Origin of the sequence: Glaciimonas sp. Gout2 (genome assembly GCF_035018905.1) — a bacterium.
Classification (GTDB): Bacteria; Pseudomonadota; Gammaproteobacteria; order Burkholderiales; family Burkholderiaceae_D; genus Glaciimonas.
The window spans coordinates 115,954-132,981 of sequence record NZ_JASJXA010000002.1 but is presented as its reverse complement, the minus strand read 5'-3'; the positions used below and the strand labels follow the sequence as shown (position 1 = coordinate 132,981).

The window sequence follows — 17,028 nt, the reverse complement described above, 5'->3', positions numbered from 1 at the left end:
AAATTAGATAGATCATCCTCACATACAAGCAATTACACGACTTATTTCGGAAGTCCTGACGCACTGCACGCACGGGAAAAACTGAGCGCTTCAAAGCGTTATTTCCAGCGACGCCCCAAGAAATAACAAGGCTTGCTGGAGAATCAATAAAACTACCTAAAAGGCAATATTTAACATCTACAAACCTCAAAAACGTAGTATTCCATGAAAAATGGGAAAAAGTATTTTGCGATGGAAAGATTTCCAGAAAATAAATCAAAAATACAAGAAGAAGAATCTGGCTGAATTTATTATAAAAAGGGACTTCATGCAAAATATAGTGAGAAAATTAATTTAAGCCAACGCAACAAAAATCGCTCCAATAAAAAACCGCGCTGATGAATGTGTATTCATCAACGCGGTTTTATACGTACAAACACGAGATTTATTCGACCGCTTTCACCATCGCCTCAATCACCTTCTTAGCATCCCCAAACACCATCATGGTTTTATCCATATAGAACAACTCGTTGTCCAGACCGGCATAACCAGAGGCCATTGAGCGTTTGTTGACGATGACGGTTTTGGCTTTGTAGACTTCCAGAATCGGCATGCCTGCAATCGATGATTTTGGATCTTTAGCAGCAGGATTAACCACATCATTCGCACCCAGCACCAGCACCACATCAGCCTGACTGAAATCGTTGTTGATGTCTTCCATCTCGAACACTTGATCGTACGGCACTTCGGCTTCTGCCAGCAGTACGTTCATGTGTCCCGGCATACGTCCTGCCACCGGATGGATCGCATACTTCACGATCACGCCTTTGTGCGTCAGCTTCTCGGTCAGTTCCTTTAACGCATGTTGCGCGCGTGCTACAGCCAAGCCATAACCAGGAACGATGATGACAGTTTCTGCGTTACCTAGCAGAAACGCAGCGTCATCAGCCGAGCCGGATTTGACTGGACGCTGAACTTGCGACCCGGCGGCGGCAACGGCACTCGTGTCGCCACCAAAGCCACCCAGAATCACATTAAAGAACGAACGATTCATCGCCTTGCACATGATGTAAGACAAAATCGCACCGGAAGAACCGACCAGTGAACCGGCAATAATCAGCATCGAATTGTTGAGCGAGAAACCGATTCCGGCCGCTGCCCAACCAGAGTAACTGTTCAGCATCGACACGACCACCGGCATATCCGCGCCACCGATTGGAATGATGATCAGTACGCCGAGTACAAACGCGATGAGCGCCATCAAAATAAATGGCAGCCATGCTTGCGTCATGACAAAGATAATGCCCAGAATCAGCATTGCTACAGCCAGCAACAGATTAATAAAGTGCTGACCGGCAAAACTTACCGGCGCACCCTGAAACAGACGGAACTTGTATTTTCCAGAAAGTTTACCAAATGCGATGACCGAACCAGAAAATGTAATGGCACCTACAAAAGTACCAATAAACAGTTCGATGCGATTACCGACTGGCAATGCCGCACCATGCGCCGCAATCCCGAAAGCCCAAGGCTCCGAGACCGCTGCGACCGCGATACAAACCGCAGCCAGACCAATCAACGAATGCATCGCTGCAACCAATTCCGGCATTTTAGTCATCTCAACGCTTTTGGCCAGATACGCGCCAATACCGCCACCGACTACTACACCACCAGCGACCAGCCAGAAGCCAAATCCAGCACCTTGCGATTCAACTTTCAATTTGATGATCAACGCTATCGTGGTCACAATCGCCAGCGCCATCCCACCCATACCGAACGCGTTTCCGCGCCGTGCAGTGGACGGATGCGATAGACCCTTTAGCGCCTGGATAAAACAAACCGACGCAATCAGATAAAACATTGTGACCAGATTCATACTTAACAAGTTAGCGATTTCGGCACCCATTAATGCGCTCCCTTATTGGTATCTGCATCTGCAGCTTTGGTCTTAGGCTCTTTTTTCTTGAACATTTCCAACATGCGCTGCGTGACCAAAAAGCCACCGAACACATTGACCGCAGCGAGTGCGACAGCTAATGTTCCGGCGATCTGACCGACCAGACCTTCAGTCAATCCGGCGGCCAACATTGCGCCGATAATAATGATCGCAGAAATCGCATTGGTAACGGCCATCAACGGCGTATGTAACGCCGGTGTGACAGTCCAGACCACGTGATAACCGACATAGATCGCCAGTACAAAGATGATCAAATTGGTGATGGTGTGCGACACTTCCATGTGTTCTCCCCCTTATTTTTTGACAGACCGCAGATTCAAAATGGTTGGTATGCGGTTGCTATCGGTTAGCCTTATTTCATCCCTGTCATGCGATTTTTATCGTCGACAAATACAACTTTCGGTACGTAAATCGCCGCATCCGCATCCGAAAATGGGGAATACGTACAAATAATCAACAAATCTCCCAGATGGGCGCAACGGGCGGCAGCGCCGTTGAGCGCAATCGCACCGCTGCCGCGCTCGGCACGGATTGCATAGGTCGAAAAGCGCTGACCATTATTGACATTATAAAGTTCGATTTTTTCGCCCTCAATAATATCGGCCGCTTCCAGCAGGTCTGGATCAATACCACATGATCCCTCGTAATGAAGGTCGGCTTGGGTAACAGTTGCGCGATGAATTTTCGCGCGTAACATGATGCGTTGCATTACTTCTTTCTCCTGTGTTCGATGGTGTCTGCCCGTTTTTACCTGCGCAGATCCACCGAAAATATGTAATGTTATTTGCGAAGAACTTCACCGCCGCTGCACAACAAGGTCGCGACAACAATATCGTCTTCACGGTTAATCACCAATCCACCCTCAGGATTGACGATCAACTTTAAGAAATCCAGTACATTGCGGGAATACAGCGCCGAGGCATCCGCGGCCACTAGCGCTGCCAGATTGCCTTCGCCGATAATGTGCACGCCGTGCTTGATGACGGTCTTGCCAGATTCCGATAAGGGACAATTGCCACCTTGATCGACTGCCATATCGAGAATCACCGACCCTGGCTTCATCGCCTTGACGGTCTCTTCACTGATCAGAATGGGTGCTTTGCGACCAGGAATCAATGCCGTTGTGATAATGATGTCGGCTAATTTGGCGCGCTCATGCACCAACTCAGCCTGACGTCGCATCCAGTCCGCTGGCATTTGGCGTGCATATCCACCGACGCCTTGGGCGATTTCTTTCTCTTCATCAGTAATAAAAGGCACATCGAGAAACTTGGCGCCCAGAGACTCAATCTGCTCTTTTACCGCTGGCCGCACGTCGGATGCTTCAATTACTGCGCCCAAACGTTTTGCCGTAGCGATTGCCTGCAAACCGGCCACACCCGCGCCCATGATCAGCATCCGCGCGGCCTTGACGGTTCCGGCGGCGGTCATCAACATCGGCATGAAGCGTTGGTAGGTATTCGCCGCCATCAGCACCGCTTTGTAGCCAGCAATGTTCGCCTGGGACGAAAGAACGTCCATCGATTGTGCACGTGAAGTCCGCGGTGCGGCTTCGAGTGCAAAAGCCGTCAGACCATGGCTTGCCATTACAACAATGTTTTCGGCATCAAAAGGGTTCAACATGCCGATAATGACCGTGCCGCTTTTGAGATGCGCGTACTCTTCTACCGCAGGAGCACGTACTTTTAACACCGTCTCTACACCAAACGCGTCTGCGACAGTGCCAATTTGCGCACCAGCCGCTGCATAAGCCTCGTCAGTGATACTCGACGAGATACCGGCACCAGCTTGCACTACAACGTGATGCTTTGCTGCTACTAACTTTTTGACCGTCTCTGGGGTCGCTGCAACCCGGGTTTCGCCAGGCCGCGTTTCGGCGGGGATGCCGATTTTCATAAGATTCTCCCTTATTGTGTAAAAATTCTTGTGGTAAATACACACTATTAATTTGTTGCCAACAGATGATATACCACGATGCTAAACCATACTGAATGACACAACGACAGCGACAACGACAACGTCAATGCCAATCTACCGTAGAGAGTCCAATCAATTCAGACAGCGCGCTCCGATAACGGGTGGTAGGGATATTACACGGAATATTTATTGCTAAACAATATGAAACTAGTCATAACGCTCTATCAGGTCGTCATTTAATGAACATCGGCATTCTGTTGTGGTGGATACACGATATTGAAGGGGTTTGATCGAAAATTTGACAGCCACGTTAAAATGTCGGATTACCCGAGGAATTTATGACTGAAGTTTGGAAACCCTCTGCCACGGTAGCAGCCATTATTGAGCGTGACGGCCATTTTTTGTTAGTAGAAGAACACACAAATGACGGCCTTCGTATTAATCAGCCGGCCGGGCACCTGGATCCCCATGAATCACTGATTCAGGCGGTGGTGCGGGAAACGTTGGAAGAAACTGCACACGATTTCACCCCAACTGCGTTAATTGGTACCTATCTGGCCAGCTATTACTCTGCCCGCACAGGCGAAAGTGCCACATATTTACGATTTGTATTTTGTGGCACTGTCGGCAAAATACACAACCAACCACTCGACGAGGGTATTGTCGGCGTGCTGTGGATGTCGCGAGATGAATTAGCCGCTTGTCCAGAACGCCATCGCAGTCCGCAGGTTCTGCAATGTATAGATGATTACTTGCGTGGCGACCGAGTGCCGCTATCAACGCTGCACACCCACGCCAGCGCGCTCACCCATCACAATGACAGCGGGAGCGACCATGTCTAAAGCAAAAAAACGCGTCGTTATCGGCATGTCGGGCGGTGTCGATTCGTCCGTCTCGGCATGGCTATTGAAGCAACAAGGCTATGAAGTGATCGGCCTGTTCATGAAAAATTGGGAGGATGATGACGACTCCGAATATTGCTCAACACGGGAGGACTGGATTGATGCTGTCAGCGTCGCCGACGTCATCGGCGTAGATATTGAAGCTGTCAACTTTGCGGCTGAGTACAAAGATCGCGTCTTCGCAGAATTTTTGCGCGAATATCAAGCCGGTCGCACCCCGAATCCTGACGTATTGTGTAATGCCGAGATCAAATTTAAAGCCTTTCTTGATCACGCAATGAAGCTCGGCGCTGACCTGATCGCGACCGGCCATTATGCCCGCGTACGTCAAGCGCCAGCTGGCAATTTTGAGTTATTAAAAGCGCTGGATGCCAGCAAAGATCAGAGTTATTTTTTGCATCGGCTGAATCAGGCCCAATTGTCGAAGACCTTATTTCCTCTGGGCGAAATCCAGAAAACGGAAGTACGTAAAATCGCTGAACAAATTCAGCTCCCGAACGCAAAAAAGAAAGATTCGACAGGTATCTGTTTTATTGGTGAACGGCCGTTTCGAGAATTCTTGAATCGCTATCTTTCGTATCAACCCGGCCCGATGAAAACCGACGCTGGCGACACCGTTGGTGAACACGTTGGCCTGAGTTTTTACACACTCGGCCAGCGCAAAGGAATCGGCATTGGTGGAATGCAGTCACATAAAAATGCTGCTGGTGATAGCGACCCTTGGTACGTCGCAAAAAAAGACATTGAAAGTAACACGCTGCACATAGTGCAAGGCCACGATCATCCTTGGCTGCTCTCATCGACGTTAGAGGCGGGACAAGTCAGTTGGGTCGCAGGTGAAGCGCCAAAACAAGCGCAATTATCTGCAAAGACCCGCTATCGCCAGGCCGATATGGCATGTAACTTTAATGGCAACTTCGCCAATACCGCAGCTGACACGACCGAAACTTTTTCCCTCAACTTCGACGCTGCCCAATGGGCAGTCACGCCGGGACAGTCTGCAGTGCTATATGACGGCGATGTTTGTCTGGGCGGAGGAATTATCATGTCATCTGGAGACGAAAAATAAAGCAAAGACATGCAATATAGATAATATGACAACCTCTTAAAGCGTTAATGGACACCCCCCAGCCAGCGACCTGACAACCCACTTGTTGGAATTCGTCGCACATCCTTTACGGACCTTCGCGCTAAGAACGCCTCCGTTAATGCGTCGCGCTATTAACGTTACTTTTTGCAGTGCACCGGGTGGAAGATTAGCAATAGCTTCCATTCGCCTTCGCGACCTGCTGCATGTCGCTTGGTGATTGCCTTTCGCGCCTATCCATCTTGCTATTTCCCCTTAGCCGAGCCAGAAGACCCTACCAAAAAGTTTTCCCGATACAACAAATGGAAACACCACCCAAAATTTCAACCCCTTTATTATTTCTAATAATGAAATAGTGAATTATGAATTTTGCTGTTTATTGACGGGAAAGGATTATTTATAATTCATTTCATCGAGGAAACGACAACAGCTTCCCGCCAATATGACACAGTCAGGCGGAAGAAAGTAAAGAAGTACTCGTTCACTGAGGCAGGACCCGATAGGCGTTAATCGCCCGTTCCGCCAAGCCCGGTGTTGAAATTAACTTTATGGAGAAATATATGAACACCAAACAATTGATCGCTGGTTTAGTTGTCTTAGCTGCCGCTGGTAGTGCTTTTGCTGAAATGCCTTACCCTGCGGATGATCATTTCGTTTCAACCAAAACCCGCGCCGAAGTGAAGACCGAATTAGTGGCAGCACAAGCACAAGGTTTGTTGAATCAAAACCACGCCCGTTATCCAATTCTGCCTTCAGAACAAAGCTCGCTAACACGCGCTCAGGTTGAACAACAAGTTTCTGAAAAAACAGATATGTCAATTAACACGGGCAACTAATCAACCGAGTCAAAGACAGGTATGCGATAGTATGAATATCGCTGCTAAAAAAAACGCCACCACAAGTGGCGTTTTGCTGTTTTATTAACACTTTAGATAGTCGTGATTAGATAGTTGTGACTTTTCATAAAAAATAAGCGGCTAGTACAACAATCACGTAAGCACGTATTCAAAATGCGAACTGATGTAGTTACTGATACGCGTAGCAACATCTCATCACTCATCGGGTTTCACCATGTGGTTCCTAGCTTCCTTCTTGCCTCAGCATCTGCTAACAGATTCATGTCCAGCGCCGTTATCTCCGAAACGCTCCTTCGCTTCGCTGACAGCATTGCTGACATCATGGCTGACATCAAAATCGACCAACGGATTTCTCGTTGCCAGCACTTTGGCAGTTTCGCTTAGCGGGTGTGCAAGTTATTCAGGCATCGACCCTATCGCCAAACTCAGCGATGGTCAGAGCATCGACGGCCGCGCACTCAATAACAGCGCAGCCATGACCGCCACGCAAATAAACGCACAATGGCCGACCGTCACCTGGTGGAAAGCTTACCGCGACCCGCAACTCGATACGCTGGTAAAACAGGCAATTGCGGACAGCCCATCTATTAAAATCGCCCAAGCGCGGATTCGTCAGGCCACCGCGTTGGCTGGTGTGGCAGAAGCGGGAACCTTACCGAAGGTTGGTGCCGCAGCGTCAGTCACGCGCGAATTGTTCACCACCGACGGCTTATATCCAGCACCGTTAGGTGGCGGTTGGGACTGGAGCAACGATGCACGCATCAAGGCCAGTTATAACCTCGATCTATGGGATAAGGATCGCAACACATTGGAAGCTGCGCTTGATAATGTACACGTCAGCGCGGCAGAGGCACGTGCGGCACAACTGAATCTGGAAGGCATGGTAGTGCGCAGCTATTTGCAGCTCGCATCCCAGTTTGTACTAAAAGATATTGCCGAAGCATCGCTGGCACAGCAGCAAGCTATCGCTAACATTGCACAACGTCGCCTGCATGCTGGCATCGGTACCGGGCTTGAGGTGAATCAAGCCGAAACCAGCTTACCGACCACCCGCGCTGCGATTGAAAAGATCAACGAAGCCATCGCGCTTTCGCGCAATCAAATTGCCGCGTTGACGGGCCAAGGGCCCTCCGCTGGCGACGCTATAGCGCGTCCGATCCTATCGCGCAGTATGGTGAATAGTCAACTTGCCAGTAACGCAGAACTACCGATCAGCCTTCCCGACAATGTGCCGGCCAATCTAATCGGGCGGCGTCCTGACGTTATTGCTCAACGCTGGCGCGTCGAATCGCTGACCAAAAACATCGCCGTCGCCAAGGCAGCGTTTTATCCTGATATCAATATTTCGGCTTTCATCGGGTTCGAATCAATCGGCTTAAGCCGCTTCCTGACCACCGACTCCAATGTTCGTGGTTTTGCCCCTGCAATCTCGTTGCCCATCTTTGATGGCGGCCGTTTGCGCGCTAATCTGGGCGCACAAACGGCGACGCTGGATGCTGCTATTGAGACCTACAACAATACCTTGTTGCAGTCGTTGCAAAGCGTGGCCGACCAGATCGTCAAATTGAAATCTGTTGAGTTGCAGCGCAATCAATCCGAACGCGCTATGGCACTCGCCGAAAAATCGGCAAGTTTTGCGCAGCGTGCGTTTAAGGCGGGTCTTACCTCCTATCTCAATGTCATTCAAACTCAAACGGCGTTGCTGCAAGAGCAGCAACGTGTCGCACAAACCCGCGCCGCATATTTGGATGCATGGGCACAACTCATGCAAGCACTGGGCGGCGGACTTGGTGACGATTTGCCGCATCCCAAAGTTGAGGTTGCAAAAGCTGCCTCTTTCGCTAAATAAGGCTGACCTCACGCCATGAGTGAACTCGCCCAAAAACTGGATAGCGCCAATGACGCGTGGTTACCGCGCTTGAAAAAAATCAGCGGTGCCTGGATTCACGCGCAAGCGCCGACTCTGTTACACATGACAAAAATGTTGCTAGCGATTTTTCTGGCGATGGGTTTGTCGATGTTATTCAATTTATCCAAGCCATCCACCGCGATGGTCACCGTCGTGATTGTGACCCAGCCGGGTAGCGGGCTGGTCATGGCGAAAGGTTTCTACCGTTTCATCGGCACCTTCATCGGCGTAGTATTTTCTCTGGTAATGGCGGCCTGCTTCACGCAGGAACCGGTACTATTTTTGATTGCTGGAATGTGTTGGATGGGATTTTGCACTGCGGGCGCAATTACTTTCCGCAACTTTCAGTCTTACGCGTTTGTACTGGCCGGTTATACCCTGGTGATCGTTGGTTTACCGGCTGCGCTAGACCCGGCTAATGCGTTCGATATCGCCGCAACACGGCTCAGCGAAGTAGTGTTGGGGTTGCTATGTGCTGGCGTCGTTAGCGACGTATTGTTTCCTAAACGTCTGTCAGAAATGATTCTTGCCACGGTCGCTCATCGCTTCGCCCATTTTTCTACGTTTGTGCAAAACAACGCAATCGACCCGCATTCTCAACGCTCGCAATTGGATCGCGATAGCTTGATGCTGCGCCTCATCGGCGAGGTCATCGCGCTAGAAAGTCTGCGCACCTCATCGACTTTCGAAAGTTCAACTGGCCATGTAAAAGCAGACCATTTACGTCTGTTAAATACGACGTTCATGACGGTCTCCACCACCTTTCACTCCCTTGACCAACTTTTTCTACGACTACAAAATACCGGAAAAATAAATACATTTAATGCCGTGATGATGGAGTACAACGCCATTGTTAGCATTATGAGCAACAGCCGAGTCGATATCCCGCTGAAGTTGCAGGAATGCCGCCAACAACTTTCAGAACGGCTTGCTGCGTTACGGCGTGGATTAACATTGAGCTTTGCCGAAATGCTGCACCTTGATGAGACTTACATCAACGATGCCTTGCTAGACTTCGATGCCGCCGCGGCCTTATTACAACGTTTTACCGATGAATTGCGTCTTTACACGCGGGTTCACAACGCCGTGCTGGCGCGCGACCATACATTACCCGCGGATATCGCCCTCACCGCTCATTACGTCAATCGTACCGATCCCATCATGGTGGCCATGTCATCGTTAAGGGCAATGATCGGTTTCGGCGTATCGATGCTGTTTTGGTGGCAAACCGGCTGGCCTTCAGGCGTGGATGCCGTAGTGTTCGCCACCGTCGTCAGCGCCTTATTTGCGGCGTCGCCATCCCCGACCAAAACCGTTATCGGCTTTATGCAAGGCGCATTCATCGGCGGCGTTTGTGGCTTTATCTGCGCGTATTACATTCAGCCCGGCGCGCAAAATTTCGTTATGTTGTGCTTATCGCTGACACCATTTTTGCTCTTTTTTTCATGGCTTGCTGCCAAACCGAAATACACAGGACCCGGCTTGGGAATGCTGTTATTTTTTCTGTCCTATGCCGCGGTAGGCAATGTCTATGAGTTCGACTATGTCGGCTTTTTGAATGGCATGACAGGTGGTCTGATTGGATGCGCGATCGCCGCAGCGATGTATATGATTATCGACCCTGTCGATAGTCGCTGGGAACGAGCAAGACTGATCCGAGCGCTACGGCGCCAGGTAGTCGAAGGCTGCAATAAACCTCTTACCGGTTTATTGGCACGCTTCGAAAGTGGTACGCGTGATCTGGTCGGACGGTTTGCCATGGGGCATTTGGTGCCAAGTGATGATGATCGGGAAGTCATGACATGGTTACTCTCCGTGTTTGAAATCGGGCGTGCGGTAATTCACTTGCGAGAAGATATCGCCCCGCAAAACCGCTACCGAAATAACATGTCCGTCATACAGGATCAATCGGCACAGTCCACAGAGTCGGTCAATTATGCCCATACCGCGATTGAACGCAGTATCACCACCGTTTCGCAATTCTTTTCCCGCCCTAATCCGCGTAATATGGACAGTGCATTGGTGGCTGTTATCGCTGCTATTGCCGCTTGCCGTGTCGTTTCCACGGTGCAGATTCAGGCCTTGCAAAATTACTCCGCAGTCTTGGCCAATCTCCATCTGATCCGAACTTCGCTTCTGGAGCACGGCCCAACTGATCCAATGCGCAACACTTCATCATCAGGATCTGACAATGCCCCGTGAAATCGCAATTTTTGATGCCCTCGTACCGACCCTGCTTGCTGTATTCATTGGCTGTGTCATCTTGCAATTCGGCGTTGACTGGCTACTAACGCGATTACGTCTGTATCGTTTCGTCTGGCATCCTAGTCTGTTTAGGATTGCCATGTTTTTTTGTATTTTTGGTGGTTTTGGCCTTTTACTGCACGCTGCTTGAGACTCATATGAACTTATCGCTATTTATTAAAAACGTCCTAAAAATCGTCATCACACTGATCGTCGTCGTCATTGCCTGCTGGTTGACCCGAGCGCTGTGGGATCACTACATGAATTCACCATGGACCCGTGACGGTAGAGTCCGCGCAGATGTCATTAGTGTTGCTGCCGATGTCGCCGGTCGCGTGATCGAAGTACCGGTCGGCGACAATGCCTACGTCCACAAAGGCGACATCCTGATGAAAATAGATCCGGCCCACTACGCGCTGGCATTGGTGCAAGCCGACGCAATGGTGGCCCAAAGCCGCGTTGCGCTGACAATTAAACAGCGCGATGCAGCGCGCCGTGCCATGCTTGACGGTGATGTTATTTCAAATGAAAGTCGCGAAAATTCCAGTTCCGACGCATCGGCCGCTGAAGCGGTGCATCGGGCGGCATTGGCATCACGCGACATGGCAAAACTCAATCTTGAGCGCACTAACGTGCTCGCACCGGCCGATGGCTGGGTTGCTAACCTCAACGTTCACGCTGGCGATTTTGCCCAGGTTGGTGTTCCTAAAATGACAGTGATTGACGCTAATTCATTTTGGATTTACGGCTATTTTGAAGAAAATAAACTCCCGTTGATGCAAGTTGGTGACAAGGCCGAAATGCGTCTTCTGGGCAGCGACAAGCTTTTGACCGGACACATTGAAAGTATCGCCCGCGGCATCACCGATCGCGACAACGGGCCTAGTAGCAATGGACTGGCAAACGTGAACCCAAGCTTCAACTGGGTGCGACTGGCGCAACGCGTACCAGTCAGAATTCATATCGATAAAGTGCCAGACGGGATCACGCTGGCGGCTGGGATGACATGCACGGTGGTTGTCAAACCAGGTGAAAAAAGCGCATCGCAGCCACCAACAGTAGAGGCAAAAAAAGCTGGATGAATACCAGAGAAAATATATCTATCAACGCAATATTGCAGTGATAAAAGATTGAATGGATTAACCGCGGGATAAGATATTCCGATTGATCCACGCATTTTTTTACAATCGGTATCAATAAAGCTTGCCAAGTTGTAGCCTTCGATACTCTTGGCCGCCCTTCCCCGTATCGCCCCACAGCGTGGGCGTGGCATTTCCCACTCCTAGTATCAACAATACATCCTCAAAACGCCGTTTTGCTGCCATAGATCAAAGTGCAACTCTCGGCAGGCTTCGGTCGTTCCAAATAAATACACGCTCTAAGCGACCTTCTGTCATTCGTCAGATTGCGCTTGCATTTCTGATATATTACGAATAATCTACTGATATATCACAACATCACCTAATTAAAAGACCAGACTTCAGCAAAAAACGTCACAGCCAGGACAGCACAAGGCCGCTGGGCGATTGCATAAGTCCTTAGAAATTTAACTTAATGGAGTGGCCATGTCGCCATTCGAGGCGCGGAGGCCATTTCAGCATGACAACATTTATGGACAAAGATTTTTTACTCAGCACCGCAATCGCTCGGCAGCTTTATCATGATGTTGCGGCCGATTTGCCCATCATTGATTACCACTCGCACTTGCAACAAAGCGAGATCGTAGAGCGCAAGGTGTTCCGTAATTTAACCGACTTATGGTTAAGCGGTGACCACTACAAATGGCGCTTAATGCGCGCCTCTGGCGTCAGCGAAGACTTCATTACCGGTGATCAGGACGACGAAGCCAAATTCCGGGCATTCTGCAAAATATTACCGCTCGCCATTGGTAATCCGATTTATCAGTGGAGCCACCTTGAGTTGCGTCGCCTGTTCGGTATTGAACTGACCATTAACGCCGCCAACGCCGGTGCAATCTGGGAAGCCGCGAATGCCAAGCTAGCCACGATGGATACCTGGTCCTTCCTCGAACAAGCAGGTGTTGAAATCGCCTGCACGACCGATGATCCCGCTGACGATTTGATCCAGCATGATGAAATCGCCGCCTCGCCACTGAAATGCCGCGTGCTGCCAGCCTATCGCCCAGATCGCGCGATGCGTATTAATCGCGACGATTTCGTCGATTATCTTGCCCATCTGGCGCAGGTTTCTGGCGTTAAGATTAATTCTTTTGCATCGATGATGGAAGCGTTGGCAGTCCGTGTGGCGTATTTTCATCAACGTGGCGGCCGCATCTCGGACCACGCAATTGATACTACGCTGCCGCTAATTGCAGCTACACCAGCACAACTGGAAGCCTTATTTGCCAAGCGTCTGGCGGGCGATTTACTGACGGAAGCTGAGATGGGCCAATACTTGCGCGGCCTTTTGGCTGACATCGGCAAGGTCTACGCCAAATTCGATTGGGCCATGTGTCTGCACATCGGTGCACAGCGCAACAACAATAGCCGTATGCAAGCCCGTCTTGGTTCCGATACCGGTTATGACTCCATTTCGGATATGACAATCAGTGCAGGACTAGCCGGTTTGTTGGATTCGCTTGATGCCACTGATGAGTTGCCGCGCACGATGTTGTTCTGCATGAATCCGAACATGAATGAAGTGCTCTCCAGCATGATCGGCAATTTTCAGGACGGTACTGTCGTCGGCAAGATTCAGTTCGGCCCGGCGTGGTGGTTCAACGATCATAAAGAAGGCAATCTGCAACAAATGATTAGCCTTGCAAATCACGGCGTATTGGGTACCTTCGTTGGCATGGTCACCGATTCACGTAGCTTTGCATCCTATCCACGTCACGACTATTTCCGCCGCTTGCTGTGCCGCCAACTCGGATTGTGGGTCGAAAGCGGCGAGTATCCAGCCGATATCGATGCCTTGAGTCAGATCGTGCGTGGCATTTGCTACGAAAACGCCAAGCAATACTTCAAGCTTTAATTGCCTGTAAATATTGACCACTAGCCGATATTAATTAGCCACGGAAATCTTCATGAGCAACTCGCAAAAGATACTTTGCATACATCCAGATGACAGCATGTTGGTCGCATTAGTCGATCTCGTGCCGGGCGAAGTCGTCGTATGGGAAGGCGAATCCGTCATCATCTGCACGGCGGTGAAGGGCAAGCATAAATTTGCGCGTAAAGCTTTTGCAGTAGGCGAGTTATTAGTGTTGTATGGCGTGCCTGTGGGCAAAGCTACCCAGCCGATCCGCCGTGGCGAGGCGGTCACCACTGAAAATTTGGAACATTACGCTGCCGAAGTCGAACTGGCAGATAGCGTTCCTTACCAATGGAGCGCGCCTGAAGTAAGCCGCTTTGATGGCCTCACTTTTCCGGGTGTGGTGCGCGCAGATGGTCGCGTCGGCACCGCTAATTATTGGCTGATTTTTCCACTGGTGTTCTGTGAAAATCGCAACGTTGAGCATCTACGCAATGCACTGGAAGGGCCACTCGGCTACACCAGCAACGATCTCGCTGCGTTCACCCTGTCATTGTTGGGCGAAGACATGGAAGCGCCCAAGCCGGTAGTGCGACCTTTTCCCAATCTGGACGGCGTGCGCATTATTACTCACGCTGGTGGTTGCGGCGGCACGCGTGCGGATGCCCGCTCACTGTGCAAGATTTTGGCCGCCTATGCGGATCATCCAAACGTAGCAGGCATTACCGTCTTCAGTCTCGGATGCCAGAACGCTCAAATCAAGATGTTTCAAGAGGCGCTGACACTGCAAAATCCGCACTTCGACAAGCCATGCCTGATCTACGAACAACAAGCCTGGGATAGCGAACAAGCCATGATGAAAGCTGTACTGCAAGACACGCTGAGCAATCTTAAGGCGGCCAACAATGTCTTGCGTCAGCCAGTACCGCTATCGCATTTGAAGATCGGCGTGAAATGTGGCGGTTCGGATGGTTTCTCCGGGATTTCCGCCAATCCGGTGATGGGTCAGGTATCGGACTTGGTCGTGGCGTTAGGCGGCTCATCGATTCTGGCCGAATTTCCGGAGCTGTGTGGGGTTGAAGCCAGTCTGATTGAACGCTGCGAAAGCGATGACGATAAGCGTCGCTTTCTCACTCTGATGCGTGATTTTGAAGCACGAGCCGAAGCGGTAGGCGCGCATTTTGCCGACAATCCTAGTCCCGGCAACATCCGCGATGGTTTGATTACTGACGCGATGAAGTCAGCGGGCGCGGCAAAAAAAGGCGGGACTTCTCCGATTATTTCGGTGTTGGATTATGGCGAGCAAACTGACAAGCCAGGCTTGGCTCTGCTGTGTACGCCGGGCGGCGATGTCGAATCGGTGACCGGCATAGTCGCCTCGGGCGCAAATGTGGTGTTGTTCTCAACCGGATTGGGTACGCCCACCGGTAACCCGATTGTGCCGGTACTAAAAATTTCAAGTAATAGCCGGATCGCAAACCGACTCACTGACATGATTGATTTTGATTGCGGCCCCGTTATCGACGGTGCACCCGTCCCGGAAATCGCGAATCAATTGCTCGATATGGTGGTGGCGGTAGCGGGCGGCGAATACAAGACAAAAGCCGACCGGCTGCAGCAATACGATTTCATTTTTTGGAAACGCGACATTTCGCTTTAAGACTTTGTAAGGTTTTTTAGGATTTTTTATGCAGCCACTACACCGCGACACGCCATTCTCTCTACCTATCAAATTTATCCAGTTTGGTGAAGGTAACTTCCTGCGTGCTTACATCGACTGGCAAATCGACCTGCTGAACGAACGCGTTGGCCTGAATGCTGGCGTAGTCGTAGTGCGACCACGCGGTCATACTGCCAAGCCATTGCTGGATGTGCAAGACGGTTTATTTACGACCCTGATACAGGGAATCGACGAGAAGGGCGGCGCAGTCAGGCAATACAGAAAGATCAGTTGCGTACAGCGCGAGATCAACGCGGTCACCATGTATGACGACTTTCTGGCATTAGCGCGTAACCCTGATACCAGATTTGTGGTGTCCAATACCACCGAGGCAGGCATCGTCACGAACGATACGGATGCATTGACCGATGCGCCGCCACTGTCCTTCCCTGCCAAATTAACGCAGTTGATGTTCGAACGTTTTCGACACTTCGATGGTGCACAAGACAAAGGCTGGGTCATTCTGCCCTGTGAACTGATCGATCATAATGGTCCCGCGCTGAAAGCTGCAGTGCTGCACTTTGCCGTGTTATGGAAACTCGACAGTCAATTTATTACATGGTTAGAACAAGCGAATACTTTTTGCTCCACGCTGGTCGACCGCATCGTTAGTGGATTCCCTGAAAGTCAGATAGCCGATATCGAGACAGAACTTGGCTACAAGGATCAGTTTCTCGTTGCCGCAGAATATTATTATGTCTTCATTATTCAAGGCCCTGCGTGGCTGGCCGATGAACTGCGCTTAGCCGATGCCAATCTGAACATCAAACTAGTCGACGATATTGCCCCATACAAACAAATGAAAGTCGGCATCCTCAACGGCGGACATACCACGCTCGTCCCGGTCGCATTATTGGCCGGATTGACTTCTGTTTCGAAGGCAGTGAATCATCCAACGATCGGTGACTTCCTGATTGCCGCGCTCGATAATGAAATTATTCCTGCTCTACCGTTGCCGCACGACGAAATGGTGCAATTTGCTGCCGACGTGTTACGTCGCTTCCGTAATCCCTCTATCCATCACAAGCTGGAGTCTATCGCGCTTAATAGCTGGCCTAAGTTTGCAGCGCGCGTGATGCCCCAAATACAAAGCTTTCACGCAATAACCGGCAAACTACCGCAACGTCTGGTATTGGCGCTAGCGTCAACGCTGCTTCTATACCGGGGCGACGTGATAATCCTATCCGACGATGCCGCTACTTTAACGTGGTTTCAGGACGCCTGGTCGCGCGTCAAGACGGGACAAGATACCACCAGGGATCTGGTCGGCCAGTGGCTTGCGAACACATCATTGTGGAACAGCGATTTGAATCAAATAGATGGTCTGACGAACGCAGTCGTCAGCGCGCTGGCATCGATTGAGCGCGATGGCATCCTTGCCACAATTAATGCAATTAACGTAGTTAACTAAATTTACACATTTTAGAGATTGACGGCGAAAGCTTAACAATCCGAAAACACC

General features: G+C 50.3%; 14 protein-coding genes. 10 read left to right on the top strand and 4 right to left on the bottom strand.

Annotated features, from left to right (window positions below; genetic code table 11):
• Nucleotides 1-424: 424 nt before the first annotated feature.
• The 4 genes from QN379_RS03085 to QN379_RS03070 form a co-directional block, all read right to left on the bottom strand.
• Nucleotides 425-1,885, bottom strand: coding sequence for an NAD(P)(+) transhydrogenase (Re/Si-specific) subunit beta (locus tag QN379_RS03085; RefSeq protein ID WP_322232776.1), 1,461 nt, complete (start codon nt 1,883-1,885; stop codon nt 425-427).
• Entirely contained in the window at nt 1,885-2,217 is a 333-nt protein-coding gene (locus QN379_RS03080) for an NAD(P) transhydrogenase subunit alpha (protein ID WP_322232778.1), read from the bottom strand. Before QN379_RS03080 ends, QN379_RS03085 begins: the two co-directional genes overlap by 1 nt.
• Before the next feature lie 71 nt (nt 2,218-2,288).
• Complete coding sequence (gene panD, locus QN379_RS03075; RefSeq protein WP_322232780.1) at nt 2,289-2,645, bottom strand: aspartate 1-decarboxylase; 357 nt, start codon at nt 2,643-2,645, stop codon at nt 2,289-2,291.
• A 71-nt stretch (nt 2,646-2,716) separates the two neighbouring features.
• Nucleotides 2,717-3,832 carry a Re/Si-specific NAD(P)(+) transhydrogenase subunit alpha gene (locus QN379_RS03070; RefSeq protein ID WP_322232782.1) on the bottom strand — a complete coding sequence of 372 codons (1,116 nt, stop codon included), beginning with the start codon at nt 3,830-3,832 and terminating at the stop codon, nt 2,717-2,719.
• 359 nt (nt 3,833-4,191) lie between these two features.
• Here QN379_RS03070 and QN379_RS03065 point away from each other — a divergent pair, with 359 nt between their 5' ends.
• The 10 genes from QN379_RS03065 (at nt 4,192) to QN379_RS03020 (ending at nt 16,977) form a co-directional block, all read left to right on the top strand.
• On the top strand, nt 4,192-4,695 hold the full coding sequence (locus tag QN379_RS03065; RefSeq protein ID WP_322232784.1) for an NUDIX hydrolase: 504 nt from the start codon (nt 4,192-4,194) through the stop codon (nt 4,693-4,695).
• Nucleotides 4,688-5,824 carry a tRNA 2-thiouridine(34) synthase MnmA gene (gene mnmA, locus QN379_RS03060; protein ID WP_323505966.1) on the top strand — a complete coding sequence of 379 codons (1,137 nt, stop codon included), beginning with the start codon at nt 4,688-4,690 and terminating at the stop codon, nt 5,822-5,824. Before QN379_RS03065 ends, mnmA begins: the two co-directional genes overlap by 8 nt.
• A 578-nt stretch (nt 5,825-6,402) precedes the next feature.
• The gene (locus tag QN379_RS03055; protein ID WP_322232789.1) at nt 6,403-6,678 is read left to right on the top strand and encodes a DUF4148 domain-containing protein; all 276 of its coding nucleotides are present in this window, start codon (nt 6,403-6,405) and stop codon (nt 6,676-6,678) included.
• Between the two features lie 235 nt (nt 6,679-6,913).
• Nucleotides 6,914-8,548, top strand: a complete 1,635-nt coding sequence (locus tag QN379_RS03050; RefSeq protein ID WP_323505965.1) for an efflux transporter outer membrane subunit — start codon at nt 6,914-6,916, stop codon at nt 8,546-8,548.
• Nucleotides 8,549-8,563: 15 nt separating this feature from the next.
• Nucleotides 8,564-10,810, top strand: a complete 2,247-nt coding sequence (locus QN379_RS03045; protein ID WP_323505964.1) for an FUSC family protein — start codon at nt 8,564-8,566, stop codon at nt 10,808-10,810.
• On the top strand, nt 10,800-11,003 hold the full coding sequence (locus tag QN379_RS03040) for a DUF1656 domain-containing protein (protein WP_322232795.1): 204 nt from the start codon (nt 10,800-10,802) through the stop codon (nt 11,001-11,003). Before QN379_RS03045 ends, QN379_RS03040 begins: the two co-directional genes overlap by 11 nt.
• A gap of 7 nt (nt 11,004-11,010) precedes the next feature.
• Nucleotides 11,011-11,934, top strand: a complete 924-nt coding sequence (locus QN379_RS03035; protein WP_322232797.1) for a biotin/lipoyl-binding protein — start codon at nt 11,011-11,013, stop codon at nt 11,932-11,934.
• A 517-nt stretch (nt 11,935-12,451) separates the two neighbouring features.
• Complete coding sequence (gene uxaC, locus QN379_RS03030) at nt 12,452-13,846, top strand: glucuronate isomerase (protein WP_322232798.1); 1,395 nt, start codon at nt 12,452-12,454, stop codon at nt 13,844-13,846.
• A gap of 52 nt (nt 13,847-13,898) precedes the next feature.
• A complete protein-coding gene (locus QN379_RS03025; RefSeq protein WP_323505963.1) occupies nt 13,899-15,506 on the top strand; it encodes an altronate dehydratase family protein in 1,608 nt (535 codons plus the stop codon).
• 28 nt (nt 15,507-15,534) lie between these two features.
• A complete protein-coding gene (locus tag QN379_RS03020; RefSeq protein ID WP_323505962.1) occupies nt 15,535-16,977 on the top strand; it encodes a tagaturonate reductase in 1,443 nt (480 codons plus the stop codon).
• The last annotated feature ends 51 nt before the right edge of the window (nt 16,978-17,028 follow it).